This window comes from Novosphingobium clariflavum, assembly GCF_026420865.1.
Taxonomy (GTDB): Bacteria; Pseudomonadota; Alphaproteobacteria; order Sphingomonadales; family Sphingomonadaceae; genus Novosphingobium; species Novosphingobium clariflavum.
On the sequence record NZ_JAPCWC010000007.1, the window covers coordinates 111,899 to 130,299 of the forward strand.

Sequence of the window (18,401 nt, forward strand, 5' to 3'; positions counted from 1 at the left end):
AAGGAGCTGTGAACGACGGCTTCTTCTCAACCCATCAGCATTATATGACCGCTTACGCGCGCACTGAAACAACCGCTGAACGGCCGACTAGGGCGCAAAGACGTCGCCTGCATGCGTGAGTCCGATGGCATCAACGTCGAGGGCCCCTGTCTCGCCTTGGCGATCCGCCCCGGAATAGACCTTAGCATGCCGCCCACGAACATTTAGCGAGTGCTGCGTTAGATAACCGAACGCCGGCACGCCACCTGATTACTCCGCCGGCACTGGTCTCGCACCTGCGGTTTCCGCCCGGGGCGAGGCGGCAGGCCTTGACACCCTCCGGGCCGGAACCGCCGCGAGACCCCATGACCCCGACTGGCGGCGCATCCGGTCTTCGTGCGCCCCCCCGGATGCGCCGTCCCATTCACCCCTCACACGATGCCCCCGATACGCCTCCCCCGCCAGCCGCCGCCCGGCGGGACAGAGTGGGTGGCCAGAGTGGGTAGCAGCGTCAGTGCAACCGGACGCCTGCGGGCATCGTAAACGTGCTGACGGCCTCATCCTCCCGCTCGGCACCGGCCAGCAGCATCGAGACATAGGCCGCCAGCAGCGCCAGCGCGAACGTGGAGCCTTCGCAGATCACTTCTTCCGAACCATCCGCCAGCACCAGCGTGGCCAGGCACGAACCGGCGCTCCCGCGCGAGATCATGCAGTTGAGGTCCGGCCCAAGGATCGCCAACACCGCGCTTTCCCCCGCTCCGCAGGCCAGCATCGCCGCGATCGCCGCCGGTTCGAAGGAATGGCCCACAAGCCCGTCGGGATCATGCAGCAGCAGCACCGCCTCGCGAATGCGATCGTGCTCCTCCGCCGGGGCGCTGCCCGCGCAGTCGTGGAGAAAGTCGCGCAGGCGCGCGGTCCATACGTCGGTTTCGGAAACTCGTTCGATCACGGAACTCGCCATCGTTGCTAACCCGGTCCATGCGGATGCGCCAAAGTCCCCAAGTGGGCCCGACTGTCAATCCGCACAAACAACGTGGGCTTTCACCCCGTATCAGGTTGCTACAGGCTCTCCGTTCATGGTGAAACCTGTATTCACACTTCTGCAGCCGCACTTTCCACGGCAACCGCCTCCATTATCGAGTTAATTTTCCAGCCGGGCGATCGCATCGCGTTTTTCGCAGACCCATTCGGGCTCGGTCAGCATGAGATCGTGCCCGGTATCGATATCCCATACCCGCCCCTGCGAGCGCTCGGTGACTAAGGACATGTCCCGAGCAGGAATGGTTGATGTGCAGATGAGATGGCTCTCGGGAATCGCCCGCATGGCCGATTCGTTGGTGAAGACGATCTTCTGCGCAAAGCATTTCCACGGCTGCCGGGTCAGCCGCGCATCGGTCTAGGCGGCGTGGACCGGATCGATCACACCGAAAAAGGCGGCAAACCCCGGTGCCGGTTCGAGCACCGCCTCGCTGCCGCCCACTTGCCGCATCGTCTGGCGGGCCTGATCGATCATCGCGAAGGCATGGTCGTGCAGCGATTCGCCGTCGCACGGACAGGCCGCGCCGAGATAGACGCGGTGCCCCACCCGGCCCGACTGGCGATCCGCAGCGCCGGTGATGACCATGCCACCATAGCTGTGGCCGCTCAGCGAAGGCGCATGGACCTCATGCCCCAGCGCCCTGAGGCCTTGCGCCACCGGCTTCGGCGAGCGCGAACGCGGTCACGTCGCCGATTGGTTCACCCGCTGCCTCGAAGCCTTGCGCGGCTGACAGACCGCTTGGAAATTCGCGAGACGCGAATTTTGCGCCGCCAGCCCACTCCCCCACAATGCCCTCCCGGGCATTTTTCAAACAGTCTCCGCGGCCTATTCGCAGGCCACCCCGTCGCCGTCACGGTCCAGCCCGGCGCGATAACCGGGGCTGCCCCGCCGCAACGGCGCCGCTCCGGCCGCGCGCGCGGCCGCGCAATTGGGGTAATAGCCGGAACCGGACGGAGGTATGCGCTGCGCCCGCGATGATGACGATGACGGGCCATTCGGCGATGACGACGCGGCGCTTCGGGCGCCATGACAATGGTAGCCGCCGGTCTTGCGATTGGTGTGGCACCCGGCGGCATCGAGCCCGCCGGGATGGGCCGCGGCAGGCGCGATCAGCATCAGGGCCGCAAGACAGGTGCAGATCGGGAGCGCCGGGACTATGGCCTCGCCATACCGCAAGGCTTGCAGGAATTTAACCGCAATCAGGCCCTGCCCCGAAAGCCGCCGGAGGAAGATGTCGGCAGCGGGCCGGAGGCGGACTTTCGAAGCTCGTCCTCAGAGCGCCGCCGTCTCGCGCCGGATCATGCCGAAACCGTAGAGCAGATGTTCAAGCTGTCCATCGGGCACCGGCGGGAAGGCCAGCGTGTCGCCACCCTCCCGAATGGTGACGATCTGCTGTGCCACTTGCTCCAGCGACCAGTCCTTGCGGAAGGCGCCCGCGTTCTCGGTCACCCGGGCCCGCGCCAGACGGCCGCCCATGGCGACGAACATCTCGCCCGAGGCCATGCAGCTTTCGTGGCAGAGATAACCGACCATCGGCGCCACCTGCTCGGGCTCCATCGGCGGGAACTGGCTGGTATCGATGCCTTCGGACATGCGGGTGACGGCGGCGGGCACGATCAGGTTGGACTTCACGTTGGCGTGCTGCCCCTCGATCGCGGCGGTGTTGGACAGGCCCATGAAGCCCGCCTTGCACATCGCATACGTCACATTGTCCGACTTGCCGTAGAGCCCGTTGATCGAGCTGGTGAGCACGATGCGCCCGTAGCCCTGCGCCATCATCAGCGGGAACGCCTCGCGCACGACGTGGTAAGCGCCCTTGAGATGGACATCGAGGACGCTGGTGAAATCCGCATAGGAAAGTTCGCAGAGGCTGCCGCGCCGCACGTTGCCCGCCGAGTGGATCAGCACATCGATCCGCCCGAAGGCATCGAGCGCCGCGCCGATGATCGCCTTGCCGCCTTCGGGGGTGGCGACACTGTCGGTATTGGCCACCGCCTCCCCGCCCATGGCGCGGATCTCGGCGGCCAGCGCCTCGGCGGGCCCCTCATCGGTGGCATCGCCTGCCATCGAGACGCCGGGATCGTTGACCACCACCTTGCAGCCCCGGCTGGCCAGCAGGAGCGCATGCGCGCGGCCCAGACCGCGTCCGCCGCCGGTGATCACGGCAACACGGTCATCGAAGCGCAGGTCGGCCATCCAGAAATCCTCTCGAGTTCTTTACGCCAGCCTTGCCCGAAGCACCGCCTCAGGCAACCACTCCGGCGCGGCGCAGCTGCGCAATTCGCTCCGGCGAAAGATCGAGCACCTCTTCCAGAATGGTATCGGTATGCTCGCCCAGCACCGGCGGCGCGCTTGGCACCGGCTGCGGGGCATCGGTGAAGCGGATCGGACGATTGACGATGGGGATCGGCCCCAGCGTCTTGTGCTGCGTTTCCACCACCATCTCGCGTGCCGCCGCCTGCGGCTGCGCCAGCGCCTCGGTGACGCCCAGGATCGGTGCATGCGGCACTTCATGCGCGGTGAAGATCGCCACCAGTTCGTCCACGCTGCGGCGCTCGGTAAAGGCGGCAACGATGGCGTTGACCTCGGCCCGCGCGTCGCGGCGCTTTTCCAGCGTGTCGTAGCGCGGGTCTTCGGTCAGTTCCGGCCGTTCGATCGCGCGGCAGATCCGGCTCCAGAACCCCGGCGTCAGGCAGGCGATGACGATGGAGCCCTCACGCGCCGGAAAGATGCCATAGGGCACCAGATTGGGATGCTGCGAGCCGACGCGGGTGGGATCGCTGCCGTTGAAGAAGGCGAGCTGGGCGATGTAGCCGAGCATGCCGATCAGCCCGTCCATCAGGCTGACGTCGATATGCCGCCCCTTACCGGTCCGCTCACGCTCGTAAAGGGCGGAGAGAATGCCGATCGGTCCGTTGATGCCGCCGACCAGATCGCCCAGCGGAATGCCCAGCTTGGTCGGCAGCCCGTCGGGCTCGCCGTTCATCGAGAGCGCGCCGGACATGGCCTGGAGCACGATGTCGAAACTGGGCCGGTCCCGCAGCGGGCCGGTCTGGCCGTAGCCCGAGATCGAGCAGTAGATCAGCCGCGGATTGATCGCCGCGATCGCCTCGTAACCCAGGCCGAGCCGGTCCATCACCCCGGGGCGGTAGTTCTCCACCAGCACGTCGCACCGGGCCGCCAGATCGCGCACCAGCGCCAGCCCCTCCTCGCTCTTGAGGTCAACGACGATGGACTTCTTGCCGCGATTGACCGCGAGGTAGTAGTGGCTCTCGCCCTCGCGCATGGGCGGAAACGTGCGCGTCTCGTCGCCGGTACCGGGCGGTTCGATCTTGAACACTTCGGCGCCCAGGTCGGCCAATGCCAGACTGGCGGCAGGCCCTGCCAGCACGCGGGTGAAATCGATCACCCGCACCCCGGCGAGCGGCCCCGCCCAAGGCGTTTCAGAGCTCATCGGCCCAGGTTCTCGCGAAAGAGGGAAAGGATCGCGGCCACCGCATCGCGCCCTTCAGGCCTGTGGAGGCCGTAATGATAGCTCTGGCCCATGCTCTCTCCCGTTGCATTTCGCAGCCTTCCTACGACACGGCCCGGACCTTGCGCAAAGGTCCGGGCCGAAATCGCTCCCCCGTTGTTCGGGGCTTCAGACCATCAGGCCTTGCCGGGCAGCTCGGCCACGGCCGTGCCGAAGGCCGAAAGCTCGCCGCGATGGGTCGTCGCCTTCTGCGCCACTTCGACGTATTTCTTGCCGCCTTCCTCGAACTTGCGCGTCACTTCGCCGGTGATGATGATGGCGTCGCCATCGGGGTTGTGGCGGCGGATCTGGCAGTTCGACTTGTGGAGGAAGCCGTCGTCGCCGATCCAGTCGGTCATGTGGTGGGTCAGCCACGAGCAACGCTCCGGGCCGTAGTCGTAAGCGCCCGGCGCGCCGACTTCGAGCGCGAAGGCTTCGTCCCAGTGCACGCGCTCGGGGCAGTCGGGCACGTTGAAGCGGTTGCGGATGCCCAGGCCCGGGTGCGCCTTCTGCATCTTGTAGGCCAGCTTGTTGGCGCGGATGTAGAGGCCGCCCCAGCCCTGCGCGTAGCAGATGAAGCCGGTGACGGTCATCGGGCCCTTCATCATCGGCGGCAGCTTGTCGCCGACGTTGACGTCCTCGAAGTAGCGCGGGGCGGCGCCGCGGATCTCTTCCTGGTCGTAGATGTCGTAGAACTCGTCGAGCTGGGCCTGGGTGAAGGGCTCCACGCGGCCGCGCGCTTCCGTGTACTTGGTGCCGCGTTCGCGCGCCTCGTCACGGTCGGTGCGAAACACCCACGAATCCGCGCCGGCAACCTGCTCGCCGTTCTGGTTGTAGAAGTCGACGTGGTAGATCTGCTGGAACGAGCGGCCCGCGAACTTGGTCTGATGCTCGACCAGATCCTTGAGGTAGGCGACGGTGGTGATGGTGTCGCCGCGCAGCACCGGCTTGTGCCAGGTCCAGTCGGCACCGGCCCACATCGCGTGAACGCCCGAAAGGCCGCCGCAGTAACCCGAGACGATGCGGCTGGTGGTGAACAGGAACGAAGGCAGCGCGACGAGCGAGCCGTACTTGGTCTTCGCGGCATATTCGGGGTCGCACCACAGCGGGTTGTCGTCGCCGATGCCGTGGGCATAGTGGCGGATCGCGTCGCGGGTGGCCTCGTAGTTCCACGGCTCGACGGTGTTCTCGATCTTCACGCCGATGCGGGCGCGCAGGTCGTCGAGACCGGCCTCGGTGATCTTGGGGAACTTGGTGGTAGGCTCTGCTGTCGTTGCCATTTCGGTACTCTCCTGAATTCTTGGGATAGGTTTCAGCCGACCGCTTCAGCCGCTTTCGCGGCCTCGCGGTCGCGCAGCATCTTGCGGTGGACCTTGCCGGCCGGGTTCTTGGGAAGCTCGTCCACAAACTCCACGATGCGCGGGAATTCGTGCTGGGCGAGGCGTTCGCGGGTGAAGTCCTGAAGCTCCTTCACGAAGCCATCGTCGCCCGCGCGGTTGGCGACGACGAAAGCCTTCACCACTTGCCCGCGCTTTTCGTCGGGCACGCCGATCACGCCGCATTCCAGCACGTTGTCATGCCGCAGCATGGTGTTCTCGATCTCGACGGCGGACATCGTCCAGCCGGCCGAGATAATCACGTCATCCGCGCGGCCGCAGTGGTAGAAATAGCCCTCGTCGTCGATCTTCGCGCGGTCCTTGGTGGTCATCCACCCGCCGCCGCGCCACAGCATCAGCTCACCGATCTCGCCGGGCGCGGTGGGGGTGCCATCGGGGCGCTGGACTTCCAGCTTCTGCCCCGGAACCGCCTTGCCGAGCGAACCCGGCTTCACCGTGAAGTCCGCCGCGCCGGGGTAGTTCACCAGCACCACGCCGATCTCGGTGGTACCGTACATCGAACAGACGGGCACCCGGAACGTCTCGTCGATCCATTCCAGCGTCGCCGGATCGATCGGCTCCCCGGTGTAGGACAGCTTGCGGAAATGGAAGGCATAGTCCCCCGCCGCGCCGCTGTTCTTCATCATGCGGTAGTGCGTCGCCGCCGCCGACATATTGGTGATGCCGTAATCGTCCAGCGCCTTCATCAGCCGCACCGGATCGAAGCGCCCGGCAAAGGTGCCGGTGGTGACGCCCAGCCCCAGCGGCGCCAGCGTGCCGTGCCACAGGCCATGCCCCCATGCGGGCGAGGAGGGGCAGAAGAACTCGTCGCCTTCCCCGCTTGCGTTCCTGGGCCTGATCCCGGTGCCGTAGAGCGCCGCGAACATCAGCGTGACCAATGCCTTGTGGGTGTGCTTCACCGCCTCGGGCAGTTCGCGCGTGGTGCCGCTGGTGTACTGGAACACCGCGAGGTCGCCCGCCTTGGTCTTGGGCGCGTAGGTCGCCGGGAACTTCGCGATCTCGTCCAGCAGGCCCTCGTCCGCGACGATCACGCGCAGGGCGTTTTCTGCCGTCACCGCGCCGCGTGCAAGCTCCGCCTTCTCGGCATTGGTGACGAGGATCGAGGGCTTGCAGTCGTCGATCCTGAGCTTGAGCGCGTCCGGCCCGAACAGCGTGAACAGCGGCACCGAGATCGCCCCGGTCTGCATCGCCCCGAACAGGCAGACATAGAACGGCAGCGAGGGTTCCAGCATGAAGGCGATGCGCTCGCCCGGCTGCACGCCTTCGGCATCGAGCCAGTGGGCAAAGCGCGCGGCGCCGGCGGCGATCAGGTCGAAGCTGAGGATTTCATCGCGGCCGTCCGCGTGGGCGATGCGCACCGCCGCCCGGCCCGAACCATCGGCATGACGGGTGATGCATTCGTGCGCGATGTTGAGCACGTCGCGGTCACCGTCGAACAAGTCCCACAGCGCCGCCGAGGAGGCATGTGCCTGCGCATCGGCATAGCTCGAAAGATCGGTCAACTTCACCATCGCTCATCCCGCTTGCCCGTCGACACGACTCGCGCATCGACTTTTTGTCCTTGTGTTCAGCGATGGTGATGAAACGCGCTTGTTTTGTAAATATTGAATGTTATTCTATATATTGAACAATGAGCCAGACAGACCCTCTCGAAGACGCCGTGCGCGCCAGCAAGGCCCCCGCCATCGCCCGGGCGGCTGCCGTGCTGCGCCTGCTGGGCAAGCGCGGATCACCAATGGGGGTGCAGGCCGTGGCCCGCGAACTGGGCCTCGTGCCCAGCACCTGCCTCTATGTCCTGAGGGCGCTGGTGGCCGAGGAATTCGTGGCTTTTGACCCCGACACCAAGCGCTACGCGCTCGACGCCGGCGTGCTCACGCTGGCCCGTGGCTGGCTCAAGCGGGACCAGTTCAACGACCTTGCGCAAGGCCCGCTCGACCGCATCTCGCGCGAGTTCGGGCTGACGACATTGGGCGTGCAGGTCTTCGGGCTCGACCACATCATCGTCACCGCGATGGCTGAGGCGAGCGAGGCGTTCCAGCTCTCGACGCAAGTGGGCAGCCGCTTCCCCGCGCTCGTCTCCGCCACCGGCCGCTGCATCGCCGCCTTCGGCACGCGCGACCTCGAAGGCTTGCGCCCGCGCTTCGAGGCGCTGCGCTGGGACCTTGCGCCGTCATGGGAAGAATGGTGCGCGCAAGTGGCCGAAGCGCGGCAGACCGGCGTGGCAGTGGACGAGGGCCACTACATCGCCGGCGTCACCGTAATCGCCGCGCCGGTGTGGAAAGGCGGGCGCGGCAATGGCGTGCCGACCCACGCCCTCGTTGCCATCGGCATCGGCGCCACCCTGCGCGGCGAGATGGAGCGGGTGAAACAGGCGCTGGTCGGCGCGGCGCGCTCGCTCAGCGACCATCTGGCAGGCTGAGCGCGCCGCCGATAGGGCTCTTCAGTCCCCGATCCGGGCCGCCAATCCGTCGCGGGCGGCACGGGCCTGGCGCACTTCGTCATCGGTCAGCTCGAGGCGATCAAACGCCTCGTCCAGCATGATCGGGAGGATCGCGCCGGGATGGAGCGCCGCCAGCGCGAAAGTCTCGTTCTGCGCGGGATCGTAATGCATCCACGGCGTCTCGGCCTTGGTGAACAGCGTGGGTATCGCCATGCCCTTGCGCAGCCCGGTGACCGGGAAATAGGTGATGCGGTTCCTGCCGCCGCCCCAACCCCAGCCTTTGCCTTTTCCGCGCAGGGTGATGCGTGCCCAGACCGGCTGCAGCACCGCCGGCTGCCTGAACGCCTTCACCGCGGCGGAGACATGGATGAAGCGCCGCGCCATCAGGATCGCGGTCCAGCCGAGCAGCACGACGATCGCCAGTGAGCCTAGGAAGCGGTTCCACAGCTCGTCGATCGCCAGCGACAGGGTGATGTTGTCGGGATGGCCGCGCTCGGCAACCACGGTCGTTTCGAAATCGCCGCGATCGAGGCTGATGAACGAGAATTCGACCGAACGGATCTGTGTCTGTCCATCGCGCGGATAGGCGATGCCCGCCTTGCAATTGACGCTGATGTTCTTGGTCTTGCACTCGCTGCTGGCGAGCGAGGCCTCTGGCACCTCCACCGGGTTCTGCCTGATGCGATAATCGGCATAGAGACCAGGCCAGACGACAACCACCGTGCCGATCGAAACCAGCCCCAGGACGATGCTGATGAACAGCAGGCGATAATGGTCGGCAAATCCATGCCGCCGGATCACAACCGCCCTCTCCGGCAGGATGTGCCCCGGATCGGGGAGCCGATAAGCAGACTTCATCTTGGTAACCTGTATGTCGATGGTTGGGGAATGGGGCGAAAGCCATTGCCACCCCGTTCACACGGGATCATTCGCGCTATCTAAGCATAAGCAATTACAAGATTTTATCGAGAGGACAGGGTAATCGTAACCCCGCGCCTGCGGGCAGCGGGTCGACATGTCCCGATTGACGCACAAGTGACCGCATCGCCATGTCCCGTACTGGTGTCAGAACCCGGCGACATCGTCGAATGGCGGAAATACATTCTCAATCAAAATGGTTGCCAATTAGCACCAATACGCTATCTTGGCGCCGTGGACCAGAGACACCCCCAGGGCGATCCAATCCGGCCTGAATCCAGGCAAGAACGCCCATCCTCTCGGTCCGCTCCACCCTCCTTACGGGTTATCCAGATATGAGCGACGCATCGAACGTCCACGCCGACGGGCTTGCCCGCCGCGCGCTCGATATTCACGCGAAACTTCTCACCATGCAGATAGTACCTCCCGGCACGGAGGCCGATTTCACAAACAGGCTTTCCGCAGAATATGGCTGGTCTTCGACACGCGCCGAACGCGTATACGGTGAATACCTGCGATTTCTGGCACTGGCATCAACGACGCCGTCGATGGTCGTTCCGTCAGACGATATCGATCGCGTCTGGCACCTCCATCTTCTGCACACGCGCCATTATTGGCAGGTGCTGTGCCCGACGATTCTCGACACCGACCTCCACCACGAACCTTCACTCAGTAGCGCAGAAGATGCTGGACGACACCGCGACGCCTATCTTGAAACCCTGAGGCGTTACGAAGCGACGTTCGGCCAGACTCCGCCAGTCGCCATCTGGCCGCGACCTTGCGTCGTAAACGCTGCCCCGCGTTTCCCCCTGGCACGGCGATCCGCGATACTCGCACTGAACCCGATCAGCCCGCTTCTGGTCATCTGCCTGATCCTGGCCATCGGCCTCGCCTCGCAAGGCCTTGCCGCCCTTGCCATGGGGATAGTCGTTTCCGCCGTCGCGCTTCTCGCTCTCACTCTTTTCGTAAGCCATCTGGAGCAAAACCCCGCGCGTCCGAAAAACCGCCAGAATGACGGGGGGAGTTCCTGTGGGACAACGAGTTGCTCCTCCTCCGGCAACGACGACGCCTCGCATGGTCACGGTTGCAGCGGCTCTCACGCATGCGGTTCTTCGTGTGGAAGCTCTTGCAGCGGCGGCTGTGGAGGCGGTGGTGACTAGAGACAGAGCTTCGCCCGGTTCAGGGAGCGCGAAGGCGATGGCCCTCGCATTTTCCCCTCGTTCTTAGCCGAAAGGAAAGGCGTTTTCGTACACCGCCCCGCGCTGGCATGATCCCGCGCGAGGCGGTCTTTGACATGGTGAGAAGAAGGGCGCGGTGCTTCACAAAGTGACAGGCACCAGCGGAAGGTGTCACCTTGCGCGGCCACAAGTTGAAGGTTCTCCCCGCAAGGGGCCACCCTTCATGGCCCGGAGGCGGGTTTTCCCTCTGGACCGTGTCAACTGTGTCAACCGGGTCGGATCAGGCGTCTCGTTTCTTGAGGAGGACGGTACGCAGCATCGACAGTGCGGTCTCTCCGCGCTGGTTGGTCAACTCGTGCTTGAACACGACGATGCCCTGCGTCGGGCGCGACTTGCTCTCGCGCATTTCGACCACTTCGGAATGGCAGGTAAGGGTATCGCCGATGAAGGTGGGCTTAGGCGTCACCACCTTGTCGAAGCCGAGGTTGGCGACGAGCGTCCCCACGGTGGTATCCGCAATGGAAAGGCCGACGGCGAGGCTGAAGGTGAAAGTGGAATTGACGAGGATCTGCCCGAACTCGCTCTGCTTCGCGAACTCGGCGTCGAGATGGAGCGGCTGCATGTTGTGCGTCATCGCCGAGAACAGGAGGTTGTCGGTCTCGGTAACGGTGCGGCTGGGCTGGTGGGTGATGCGCTCGCCGAGGGTCCATTCGTCGAAAAACTTGCCGGGCATTATGCGCTCTCCTCGATCCGGGCGAGCAGGGTTTCGACCTGCACTTGCGCTCCAGCAGTGGCGTTGAGTTCGGCGACCACGCCATCGAACGGCGCGGTGAGCGTATGCTCCATCTTCATCGCTTCGAGGGTGAGCAGCTTCTGGCCCTTGGTCACGGTCTGCCCTTGGGCGACCTCGACGGCGATCACCTTGCCCGGCATCGGCGCCAGGATCGCGCCGGAGGCATCCGCACCGCCATGCACGCCGTCACGGCGCCAGGGGGAGAGCAGCCAGGCCTGGCCCTGCTCGGTGACGAGCACGGCATCATCGGGTTCGTCGCTCCCTTCGCCGGTCAGCGCGATCTCGACCTTCTCGCCGTCGAGCGAGAACCACGCTGACCGCGCCGATGCAGCATTGAGACGGAAACCGGCGAGCGAGGTGATGGGCACGAGCGAATTGGCGGCCGCCTCCAGCACTTCGTCCGAGGGCATGGGCGCCTCGGCCAGAGCCTCGCCATCGCGGCCGATCAGGCCGGTGTCGACCTTGCCCGCCGCAAAATCGGGATGCTGCAGGGCCTTCACGAGGAACGAGGCATTGGTGCGCACCGGCCAGACGGCGGTGTCCTCCAGCATCTCGCCCAGCGCCCCGCGCGCCTCGTCGCGGTCCTCGCCCCAGGCGATGACCTTGGCGATCATCGGGTCGTAGAAGGGCGAAACTTCGGCGCCTTCGTATACGCCGGTGTCGATGCGGCCGCCCTCGGCCTCGCCGAACTCGAGCAGTTCAAGCGTGCCGATGCTGGGCAGGAAGCCCTTGGCCGGGTCCTCGGCATAGAGGCGCGCCTCCATCGCCCAGCCATGGATCTCGAGATCCTGCTGCGCCTTGGGCAGCGGCTGGCCGCTGGCGACGAGCAATTGCCATTCGACGAGGTCGACCCCGGTAATCTCCTCCGTCACCGGATGCTCGACCTGCAGGCGGGTGTTCATTTCCATGAACCAGATGCGGTCGGCCGAAAGCGGGCCAGAACCGTCGGCAATGAACTCGATGGTGCCGGCACCGACATAGTCCACCGCCTTGGCCGCACGCACGGCGGCGGCGCAAAGCGCCTCACGCGTCGCCGCATCCATGCCGGGGGCGGGGGCTTCCTCGATCACCTTCTGGTGGCGGCGCTGCAGCGAGCAGTCACGCTCGAACAAGTGGACGACGTTGCCGTGGCGATCGCCAAAGACCTGCACCTCGATGTGGCGCGGGCTGGCGATGTACTTCTCGATCAGCACATGGTCGTTGCCGAACGAGGACGCCGCCTCGCGCTTGCACGAGGCCAGCGCGTCGACGAAGGCCTCGGGCGCCTCGACCAGCCGCATGCCCTTGCCGCCACCGCCGGCCACCGCCTTGATCAGCACCGGATAGCCGATCTTCTCGGCCTCGTCGGCCAGGAACGCGGGGGCCTGGTTCTCGCCCATGTAACCCGGCGTCACCGGAACCCCGGCCGCAGCCATGAGCGTCTTCGCCGCGTCCTTCAGGCCCATCGCAGTGATCGAGGACGGGTTCGGCCCGACCCAGACCAGCCCTGCGTCGATCACCGCCTGCGCGAACTCGGCATTCTCGGACAGGAAGCCGTAGCCGGGGTGGATCGCCTCGGCCCCGGTCGCCTTTGCCGCGGCGAGGATCTTCTCACCGACAAGATAGCTCTCGCGCGCAGGCGACGGACCGATATGCACCGCCTCGTCCGCCTCGCGCACATGGAGCGCATCGGCGTCCGCGTCCGAATAGACGGCAACCGTGCGGATACCCATCTGGCGGGCCGTGCGGATGACGCGGCAGGCAATCTCGCCGCGATTGGCGATGAGCAGCGACTGGATCATGGATGACGCTCCGGAAAGCCGTGGCGGCTATGCAGCGCCGCAAGGACGCCCTCGATATCGCCCGCAAATCCGCCCTCGGCGAAGGCAAGCGCGGGCAGGTTCTGGTTCTCCTCGCCCAGCTGGGCGACGACTTGCGCCCGCGGCCGCGGCCAGCCGACACGCACGACCTCGATATTGCCCGCCCGCTCGGGGAACAGCGCCAGCAGGCCCTCGACCGTCACGCAGTCCTTGCAATAGAACCGGCGCTCGCCCCCGAGAGCCGGATCGGCATAATCGAAATCGAGTACAAAAAGAGTATCCTTGGCCATCGCCATCACATCCTGAACACGCCGAACTGCGGCTTCTCGGGGATCGGTGCCTCAAGGCAGGCGGCCAGCGCAAGGCCCAGCACATCGCGGGTCTGCGCCGGATCGATCACCCCGTCGTCCCACAGCCGCGCGGTGGCATAGTAGGGGTTGCCCTCGTCCTCGTACTTCTGGCGGATCGGCGCCTTGAAGGCTTCCGCCTGCTCCGGCGACCACGTCGCGGCATCACGGTGGACGGTCGCCAGCACCGAGGCTGCCTGTTCGCCGCCCATCACCGAGATACGTGCATTGGGCCAGGTGAACAGGAAACGCGGATCGTAGGCACGCCCGCACATGCCGTAGTTGCCCGCGCCGAACGAGCCGCCGATCAGCACGGTGATCTTCGGCACTGTGGCGGTGGCGACAGCCGTGACGAGCTTGGCCCCGTGCTTGGCGATGCCCTCCGCCTCGTACTTGCCGCCGACCATGAAGCCGGAAATGTTCTGGAGGAACAGGAGCGGGATGCGGCGCTGGCACGCCAGTTCGATGAAATGCGCCCCCTTCTGCGCACTTTCCGAAAACAGCACCCCGTTGTTGGCAAGGATCGCCACCGGGTGCCCGTGGATATGCGCGAAACCGCAGACAAGGGTCGCGCCGTAGAGCGCCTTGAACTCGTGGAATTCGGAGCCGTCGACGATGCGGGCGATCACCTCATGCACGTCATAGGGCGCGCGCACGTCCTCGGGTACGATCGCGTAAAGCTCTTCCGGGTCGTACTTGGGCGGGCGCGACGCGCGCAGCGGCTGGTCGTGGCGATGCTGCGGGCCGAGGTGGCTGACGATGTCGCGCACGATGGTCAGCGCGTGCTCGTCATTGTCGGCAAGGTGGTCGGTGACGCCCGACTTGCGGCTGTGCAGATCGCCGCCGCCAAGGTCTTCGGCCGAGATCACTTCGCCCGTCGCCGCCTGCACCAGCGGCGGACCGGCGAGGAAGATCGTGCCCTGCTCCTTCACGATCACCGATTCGTCGCTCATCGCCGGGACATAGGCGCCGCCCGCGGTGCAGCTACCCATCACGCAGGCGACTTGCGGGATGCCCCTCGCGGACATCTGCGCCTGGTTGAAGAAGATGCGGCCGAAGTGGTCGCGGTCCGGAAACACCTCGGCTTGATGCGGCAGATTGGCACCGCCGCTGTCGACCAGATAGATGCACGGCAGATTGTTTTCCTGCGCGATTTCCTGCGCGCGGACGTGCTTCTTCACGGTGATCGGGTAATAGGTGCCACCTTTCACGGTGGCATCGTTGCAGACGATCATGCAAGGACGACCGGAAACCGTGCCGATGGCGGTAATCAGCCCCGCACCCGGAATGTCGTCCTCATAGAGCCCTTCCGCGGCAAGCTGCCCCAGTTCCAGCAAGGGCGAGCCGGGATCGAGCAAGCGCTCCACGCGCTCGCGCGGCAGCAGTTTGCCGCGCGCGACATGGCGTTCGCGCGATTTCTCGTTCCCGCCGAGCGCGGCCTTGGCGACTTTACCGCGCAGTTCGGCCACCAGCGCGCGGTTGTGGCGATCACGCGCCTGCGCTTCGGAGCTGTCGAGATTCAGGCTGGTCTGGAGCACCGGTGCGCTCATGCTTGCTTCTCCGGTCGGGCCATCGGGGGCCTCTTCCCACGTTCGATTGATTTGCCCTGCCTATGTAGCCAAGCCGAAACGCCAGCGGAAATTGAAAGTTTCCGCCCTTCGTAATAGATAGCATCTATGATCGACCAATATCTGCTGCGCTATTTCCTCGCCGTGGCCGAAACCGGCAATTTCAGCCGCGCGGCACGGGCGGTCAGCGTCACCCAGCCGACGCTTTCCGCCGGGATCGCCAAGCTGGAACGCGAACTGGGCGCACGGCTGTTCGACAGGGATCGCCAGCGCGTTGCCCTGACCCCGGCCGGAAGCCGCTTCCTCGTGCGCGCCCGTCGCATCGCTGCTGAATATGAGCACGCACTGGTCGAACTGGCCGAGCCTGCCGAGCCCAGCCTGCTGCGCATCGGCGTGCTGAACACCATCCCCACCCGCGTGATCGGCCGCGCCCTGGCCGCACATCGCGCCGAGGCACCGGGCGAGGCGCTGGAACTGCTTGACGGCAGCGAGCGCGATCTCGCCGAGCGACTGGAGCGCGGGCGGATCGACGTGGCCTTGACGGTCGTTCGCCCCCACCACGCCCGCTACCGGCCCGAAGTCCTCGCCCGCGAACGCTACATGATGGTGCTGCCGCCCGGTCATCCCCTGGCCGCAGAGCACGAAATTCTCGCCGAGCAACTGGCGCAGGACCGCATGGCCCTGCGCCGCCACTGCGAGGCTCTGCCCGAGATCAACCGCTTCTTCACCCAGCGCGGCGTCCGCCCGCGCTTCGTGCTCAAGACCACCAGCGACGAGCGCGTGCTCGCCGTGATCCGCAGCGGCGCCGGGGTCGGAATGATGCCGCAAGGGTTTGCCGACGGCTCGGTACGGTTCGTGCCGGTGCGCGATTTCGAACTCACGCGCGAGGTGGGCCTGCTCCGCGCCGGAAGTGCAAGGCGGAGCGCGTTTCTGGAAATCTTGCGAGGAATCTACCGGGAAGAACAGGAACAAGCAGGCGATCCGCCGATGGTGCTGGAAGGCCCCGCACTCGCAAGGGCCCTTACGTCCCTTCCTTAAGACGCGGCATCGTTGCTTCCAGCAGCTTGAGGCTTTTCCAGCCCTCCTCGGGAGAAAGTCCGCCCAGCAAAGGCTGGAAACCGACATGGCCGCCCGCCCCCATGCTGCGCACTTTCTCCACGAGCTGGTCCGGCGTCCAGACCGCGAACATACCCGCCTGGCGCAGCACCGCCGGATCGGTAAGCCCCTTGAACGGCGAGTTCGAACCATCGCCTTCCTGCTCGGCCCACTTGGCATATTCGGTGATGACATGGACTGCGTGGGGCGCGATGGCTTCCCAGCCCGCATCGGGGTCCTCGCAAAGATGGATGGCCAGCGGCATCCCCGGCGTCGGGCGGAAATGGGTGCGCGGCGCGTGGCCGAGCCGCTCGCATTCGGCGAGGTAGAGGTCGACGAGTTCGGGTTTCATCGGCCCGAAGCCGACGCCGAACTTCGCCGCACGCCTGGCCGATGCAGGCACCCCGCCGCCGACCATGACGATGTCCTCCGGCGCCTGTACCGGAAGCGGACGGACGTAGATCGGGCGGCCGTCGAACTCGAACCTTTCGCCCCGCAGCGCGCGCAGGATCACCTCCAGCCCTTCGTCCATCAACCGCGCCCTGTCCTTCAGGGACTTGCGGAACATGGCGAATTCAGACGGCACATAACCGGCGCCAAAGATGACATTGAGCCGTCCGTTCGACATCTGGTCGACAATCGCGATCTGCTCGGCCAGTTCAACCGGATCGTGCAGCGGCAGCACCACCGCACCGAGCATGAAACGGATACGGCTGGTCACCGCCGCCATGCCGCCCGCCAGCGTGAACGGCTGCGGCAGGTAGCCGTCCTCGGAGCCATGATGCTGCATCAGCCCGATCTGGTCCGCCCCGATCCTGTCGACAAAGGCGGCCATCTCGACCGCCGCGCGGTACAGTTCGTGCGTCGGCGTTGCCCAGCCCGGCGAGCGCATGTCGAACGAGACGTTGATACGAATGGCATTCACGGCCTGATCTCCAGAGCGGCATAAGAGGGATCCCCGCGGTCCCTGCGTGCGTGGGCATGGCTTTTCATCGGGGTGACTTCGCGGATGGCATCGAACTCGATCACCGCCTCGCGGCGGTCGATCGCCCAATGCCCCCCGCGCTTCGACCAACGGTCGCAATAGCGCGCATGGGTCTCGATCTGCATGACCTTGCCCGCGCGCGCCATGCGCAGCGTGGCGGTGACGTAAGTCTCGCTGCCGGCACGGTCTCCGTCGAGTTGGATCAGCACGTTGCCCGCCTGATGCATGTGGTGGAGCAGGTCGGCGTGTGCCGCGCAGATCCAGTCGATCGCGCCGCGTCCGCTACCGCGATATCCCTGCTGGCCGTAGTCGGCCTCTGCGTCCTCGTGAAACACTGTATACCCGAGCGCGACATCGAGGCGGTCCACGCTGCGGCAATAGCGATGGATCTGGTCAGCAATCGCCTGCCGGTCCGCCAGATCCGCCAGATCCGCCAGCAATTCGTTCACCGCACGGCTCCCGCATAAGCAGCGGACATTGCCGCAACATGCCGGATCCGCTCGCGCCGCTGCGCCGCCGATGTCGCGGACATGCCCGCAACATCATCGGCCTCGCCCCAATTGCAGACTGGCCCGTGGGGCAGGCGCTCCAGACCGATTCGCGCGACGCTTGCCGGGTCCGCCAGACCTTCCGGCATCGCCATGCCGCGCGCGGCCATGAGTTCGCGGTGCGCAGGCGTGTCGGTCCGGCCGATCACATAACTCAGGACGTCGACACCGTACGGCTCCAGTTCCGCCCAGAGCGCCTCGCACAGCACCAGATCGAACGCCTTGCTGGCCGCATAGACGCCAATCCCCGGCAAGCCGCCATAACAGGCCCCCGAGCCCACCACGAGCAAGCCGCCGCGCCCGCGCGCGCGCATCGGCCCGGCAAACCGGTAGAGTGCCTGCATCGTGGTCATGACATTGCGCGCAGCGAGCAGGTTCCAGTTGTCCAGCGGCCTATCGAGGAAAAGCGCGCCATTGGGATCGGCCCCGGCATTCAGCACCAGCAGCCCGGTTTCGCGCTCCGCCGCCAGCGTCATGAGCGCATCGGCGGCATCCTCGCGCGCAAGGTCGATCGAAGCCGTCACGCACGCGATGCCATGGGCATCCCGAAGCGCATCGGCCAGCGCTTCGAGCGGAGCTTCACGCCGGGCGACAAGCATCAGGTTCAGGCCCGCGCCGGCCAATTGACGGGCGAACTCGGCGCCGGTGCCTTCCGAAGCCCCGGCGACCAGTGCCCAGGGGCCGTAGCGCGCCGCGAACTCTTTTGCCTCCATCCATCCTCCCCGCCCGCAGGCGCGGGTCTGCATTCATCAATGCCCCGAAACGGTGCGGGAAAACGCGATGGGGAGCAAATCCTCAGCGTTA

Annotated in this window: 19 protein-coding genes; 3 read left to right on the forward strand and 16 right to left on the reverse strand. The window is 65.8% G+C overall.

Annotated elements, in window-relative coordinates; genetic code table 11:
* Positions 1 to 490 precede the first annotated feature (490 nt).
* From OKA11_RS11805 to OKA11_RS11840, 8 genes are all read right to left on the reverse strand, one after another.
* Positions 491 to 928 carry a hypothetical protein gene (locus OKA11_RS11805; protein ID WP_267220412.1) on the reverse strand — a complete coding sequence of 146 codons (438 nt, stop codon included), beginning with the start codon at positions 926 to 928 and terminating at the stop codon, positions 491 to 493.
* A 192-nt stretch (positions 929 to 1,120) separates the two neighbouring features.
* Positions 1,121 to 1,303: a hypothetical protein gene (locus tag OKA11_RS11810; RefSeq protein ID WP_267220414.1), complete on the reverse strand. Its 183-nt coding sequence runs from the start codon at positions 1,301 to 1,303 to the stop codon at positions 1,121 to 1,123.
* Between the two features lie 72 nt (positions 1,304 to 1,375).
* The gene (locus OKA11_RS11815) at positions 1,376 to 1,675 is read right to left on the reverse strand and encodes a hypothetical protein (RefSeq protein WP_267220416.1); all 300 of its coding nucleotides are present in this window, start codon (positions 1,673 to 1,675) and stop codon (positions 1,376 to 1,378) included.
* A 168-nt stretch (positions 1,676 to 1,843) separates the two neighbouring features.
* Positions 1,844 to 2,134, reverse strand: a complete 291-nt coding sequence (locus OKA11_RS11820) for an excalibur calcium-binding domain-containing protein (RefSeq protein WP_267220418.1) — start codon at positions 2,132 to 2,134, stop codon at positions 1,844 to 1,846.
* Positions 2,135 to 2,290: 156 nt separating this feature from the next.
* Positions 2,291 to 3,214, reverse strand: a complete 924-nt coding sequence (locus tag OKA11_RS11825; RefSeq protein ID WP_267220420.1) for an SDR family NAD(P)-dependent oxidoreductase — start codon at positions 3,212 to 3,214, stop codon at positions 2,291 to 2,293.
* A 49-nt stretch (positions 3,215 to 3,263) separates the two neighbouring features.
* Complete coding sequence (locus OKA11_RS11830) at positions 3,264 to 4,472, reverse strand: CaiB/BaiF CoA transferase family protein (RefSeq protein WP_267220422.1); 1,209 nt, start codon at positions 4,470 to 4,472, stop codon at positions 3,264 to 3,266.
* Positions 4,473 to 4,666: 194 nt separating this feature from the next.
* Positions 4,667 to 5,809: an FAS1-like dehydratase domain-containing protein gene (locus OKA11_RS11835; protein WP_267220424.1), complete on the reverse strand. Its 1,143-nt coding sequence runs from the start codon at positions 5,807 to 5,809 to the stop codon at positions 4,667 to 4,669.
* Between the two features lie 32 nt (positions 5,810 to 5,841).
* Positions 5,842 to 7,437: an acyl-CoA synthetase gene (locus tag OKA11_RS11840; protein WP_267220426.1), complete on the reverse strand. Its 1,596-nt coding sequence runs from the start codon at positions 7,435 to 7,437 to the stop codon at positions 5,842 to 5,844.
* Between the two features lie 119 nt (positions 7,438 to 7,556).
* Here OKA11_RS11840 and OKA11_RS11845 point away from each other — a divergent pair, with 119 nt between their 5' ends.
* The gene (locus tag OKA11_RS11845) at positions 7,557 to 8,345 is read left to right on the forward strand and encodes an IclR family transcriptional regulator (protein ID WP_267220428.1); all 789 of its coding nucleotides are present in this window, start codon (positions 7,557 to 7,559) and stop codon (positions 8,343 to 8,345) included.
* Between the two features lie 21 nt (positions 8,346 to 8,366).
* Here OKA11_RS11845 and OKA11_RS11850 read toward each other — a convergent pair whose 3' ends face one another.
* The gene (locus OKA11_RS11850) at positions 8,367 to 9,224 is read right to left on the reverse strand and encodes a hypothetical protein (protein WP_267220431.1); all 858 of its coding nucleotides are present in this window, start codon (positions 9,222 to 9,224) and stop codon (positions 8,367 to 8,369) included.
* Between the two features lie 395 nt (positions 9,225 to 9,619).
* Here OKA11_RS11850 and OKA11_RS11855 point away from each other — a divergent pair, with 395 nt between their 5' ends.
* Positions 9,620 to 10,444 carry a glycine-rich domain-containing protein gene (locus OKA11_RS11855; protein ID WP_267220433.1) on the forward strand — a complete coding sequence of 275 codons (825 nt, stop codon included), beginning with the start codon at positions 9,620 to 9,622 and terminating at the stop codon, positions 10,442 to 10,444.
* A gap of 298 nt (positions 10,445 to 10,742) precedes the next feature.
* Here the strand turns inward: OKA11_RS11855 and OKA11_RS11860 are convergent, their stop codons facing one another.
* The 4 genes from OKA11_RS11860 to OKA11_RS11875 are packed head-to-tail and all read right to left on the reverse strand — an operon-like array spanning position 10,743 to position 14,951.
* Entirely contained in the window at positions 10,743 to 11,195 is a 453-nt protein-coding gene (locus tag OKA11_RS11860; RefSeq protein WP_267220435.1) for a MaoC family dehydratase, read from the reverse strand.
* Entirely contained in the window at positions 11,195 to 13,036 is a 1,842-nt protein-coding gene (locus OKA11_RS11865; RefSeq protein ID WP_267220436.1) for an acetyl/propionyl/methylcrotonyl-CoA carboxylase subunit alpha, read from the reverse strand. The genes OKA11_RS11860 and OKA11_RS11865 overlap by 1 nt, the downstream gene beginning before the upstream one ends.
* The gene (locus OKA11_RS11870) at positions 13,033 to 13,344 is read right to left on the reverse strand and encodes a DUF3088 family protein (protein ID WP_267220438.1); all 312 of its coding nucleotides are present in this window, start codon (positions 13,342 to 13,344) and stop codon (positions 13,033 to 13,035) included. Before OKA11_RS11870 ends, OKA11_RS11865 begins: the two co-directional genes overlap by 4 nt.
* A gap of 5 nt (positions 13,345 to 13,349) precedes the next feature.
* A complete protein-coding gene (locus tag OKA11_RS11875) occupies positions 13,350 to 14,951 on the reverse strand; it encodes a carboxyl transferase domain-containing protein (RefSeq protein WP_267220440.1) in 1,602 nt (533 codons plus the stop codon).
* Positions 14,952 to 15,077: 126 nt separating this feature from the next.
* Here OKA11_RS11875 and OKA11_RS11880 point away from each other — a divergent pair, with 126 nt between their 5' ends.
* Entirely contained in the window at positions 15,078 to 16,007 is a 930-nt protein-coding gene (locus OKA11_RS11880; protein WP_267220442.1) for a LysR family transcriptional regulator, read from the forward strand.
* On the opposite strand, the gene OKA11_RS11885 is transcribed toward OKA11_RS11880, so the two are convergent.
* The 3 genes from OKA11_RS11885 to OKA11_RS11895 are packed head-to-tail and all read right to left on the reverse strand — an operon-like array spanning position 15,991 to position 18,310.
* Positions 15,991 to 16,989: an LLM class flavin-dependent oxidoreductase gene (locus OKA11_RS11885; protein ID WP_267220446.1), complete on the reverse strand. Its 999-nt coding sequence runs from the start codon at positions 16,987 to 16,989 to the stop codon at positions 15,991 to 15,993. The two genes, OKA11_RS11880 and OKA11_RS11885, sit on opposite strands and share 17 nt — an antisense overlap.
* Positions 16,986 to 17,498, reverse strand: a complete 513-nt coding sequence (locus OKA11_RS11890) for a nuclear transport factor 2 family protein (protein ID WP_267220447.1) — start codon at positions 17,496 to 17,498, stop codon at positions 16,986 to 16,988. Before OKA11_RS11890 ends, OKA11_RS11885 begins: the two co-directional genes overlap by 4 nt.
* Entirely contained in the window at positions 17,495 to 18,310 is an 816-nt protein-coding gene (locus OKA11_RS11895; RefSeq protein WP_267220449.1) for an SDR family NAD(P)-dependent oxidoreductase, read from the reverse strand. The genes OKA11_RS11890 and OKA11_RS11895 overlap by 4 nt, the downstream gene beginning before the upstream one ends.
* Between the last annotated feature and the right edge of the window lie 91 nt (positions 18,311 to 18,401).

Coding starts and splice junctions, on each gene's coding strand:
- OKA11_RS11810 (WP_267220414.1), bottom strand. CDS start 1,303: ATGCGGGCGATTCCCGAGAGCCATCTCATCTGCACATCAACCATTCCT.
- OKA11_RS11820 (WP_267220418.1), bottom strand. CDS start 2,134: ATGCTGATCGCGCCTGCCGCGGCCCATCCCGGCGGGCTCGATGCCGCC.
- OKA11_RS11825 (WP_267220420.1), bottom strand. CDS start 3,214: ATGGCCGACCTGCGCTTCGATGACCGTGTTGCCGTGATCACCGGCGGC.
- OKA11_RS11830 (WP_267220422.1), bottom strand. CDS start 4,472: ATGAGCTCTGAAACGCCTTGGGCGGGGCCGCTCGCCGGGGTGCGGGTG.
- OKA11_RS11835 (WP_267220424.1), bottom strand. CDS start 5,809: ATGGCAACGACAGCAGAGCCTACCACCAAGTTCCCCAAGATCACCGAG.
- OKA11_RS11840 (WP_267220426.1), bottom strand. CDS start 7,437: ATGGTGAAGTTGACCGATCTTTCGAGCTATGCCGATGCGCAGGCACAT.
- OKA11_RS11845 (WP_267220428.1), top strand. CDS start 7,557: ATGAGCCAGACAGACCCTCTCGAAGACGCCGTGCGCGCCAGCAAGGCC.
- OKA11_RS11850 (WP_267220431.1), bottom strand. CDS start 9,224: ATGAAGTCTGCTTATCGGCTCCCCGATCCGGGGCACATCCTGCCGGAG.
- OKA11_RS11855 (WP_267220433.1), top strand. CDS start 9,620: ATGAGCGACGCATCGAACGTCCACGCCGACGGGCTTGCCCGCCGCGCG.
- OKA11_RS11860 (WP_267220435.1), bottom strand. CDS start 11,195: ATGCCCGGCAAGTTTTTCGACGAATGGACCCTCGGCGAGCGCATCACC.
- OKA11_RS11865 (WP_267220436.1), bottom strand. CDS start 13,036: ATGATCCAGTCGCTGCTCATCGCCAATCGCGGCGAGATTGCCTGCCGC.
- OKA11_RS11870 (WP_267220438.1), bottom strand. CDS start 13,344: ATGGCCAAGGATACTCTTTTTGTACTCGATTTCGATTATGCCGATCCG.
- OKA11_RS11875 (WP_267220440.1), bottom strand. CDS start 14,951: ATGAGCGCACCGGTGCTCCAGACCAGCCTGAATCTCGACAGCTCCGAA.
- OKA11_RS11880 (WP_267220442.1), top strand. CDS start 15,078: ATGATCGACCAATATCTGCTGCGCTATTTCCTCGCCGTGGCCGAAACC.
- OKA11_RS11895 (WP_267220449.1), bottom strand. CDS start 18,310: ATGGAGGCAAAAGAGTTCGCGGCGCGCTACGGCCCCTGGGCACTGGTC.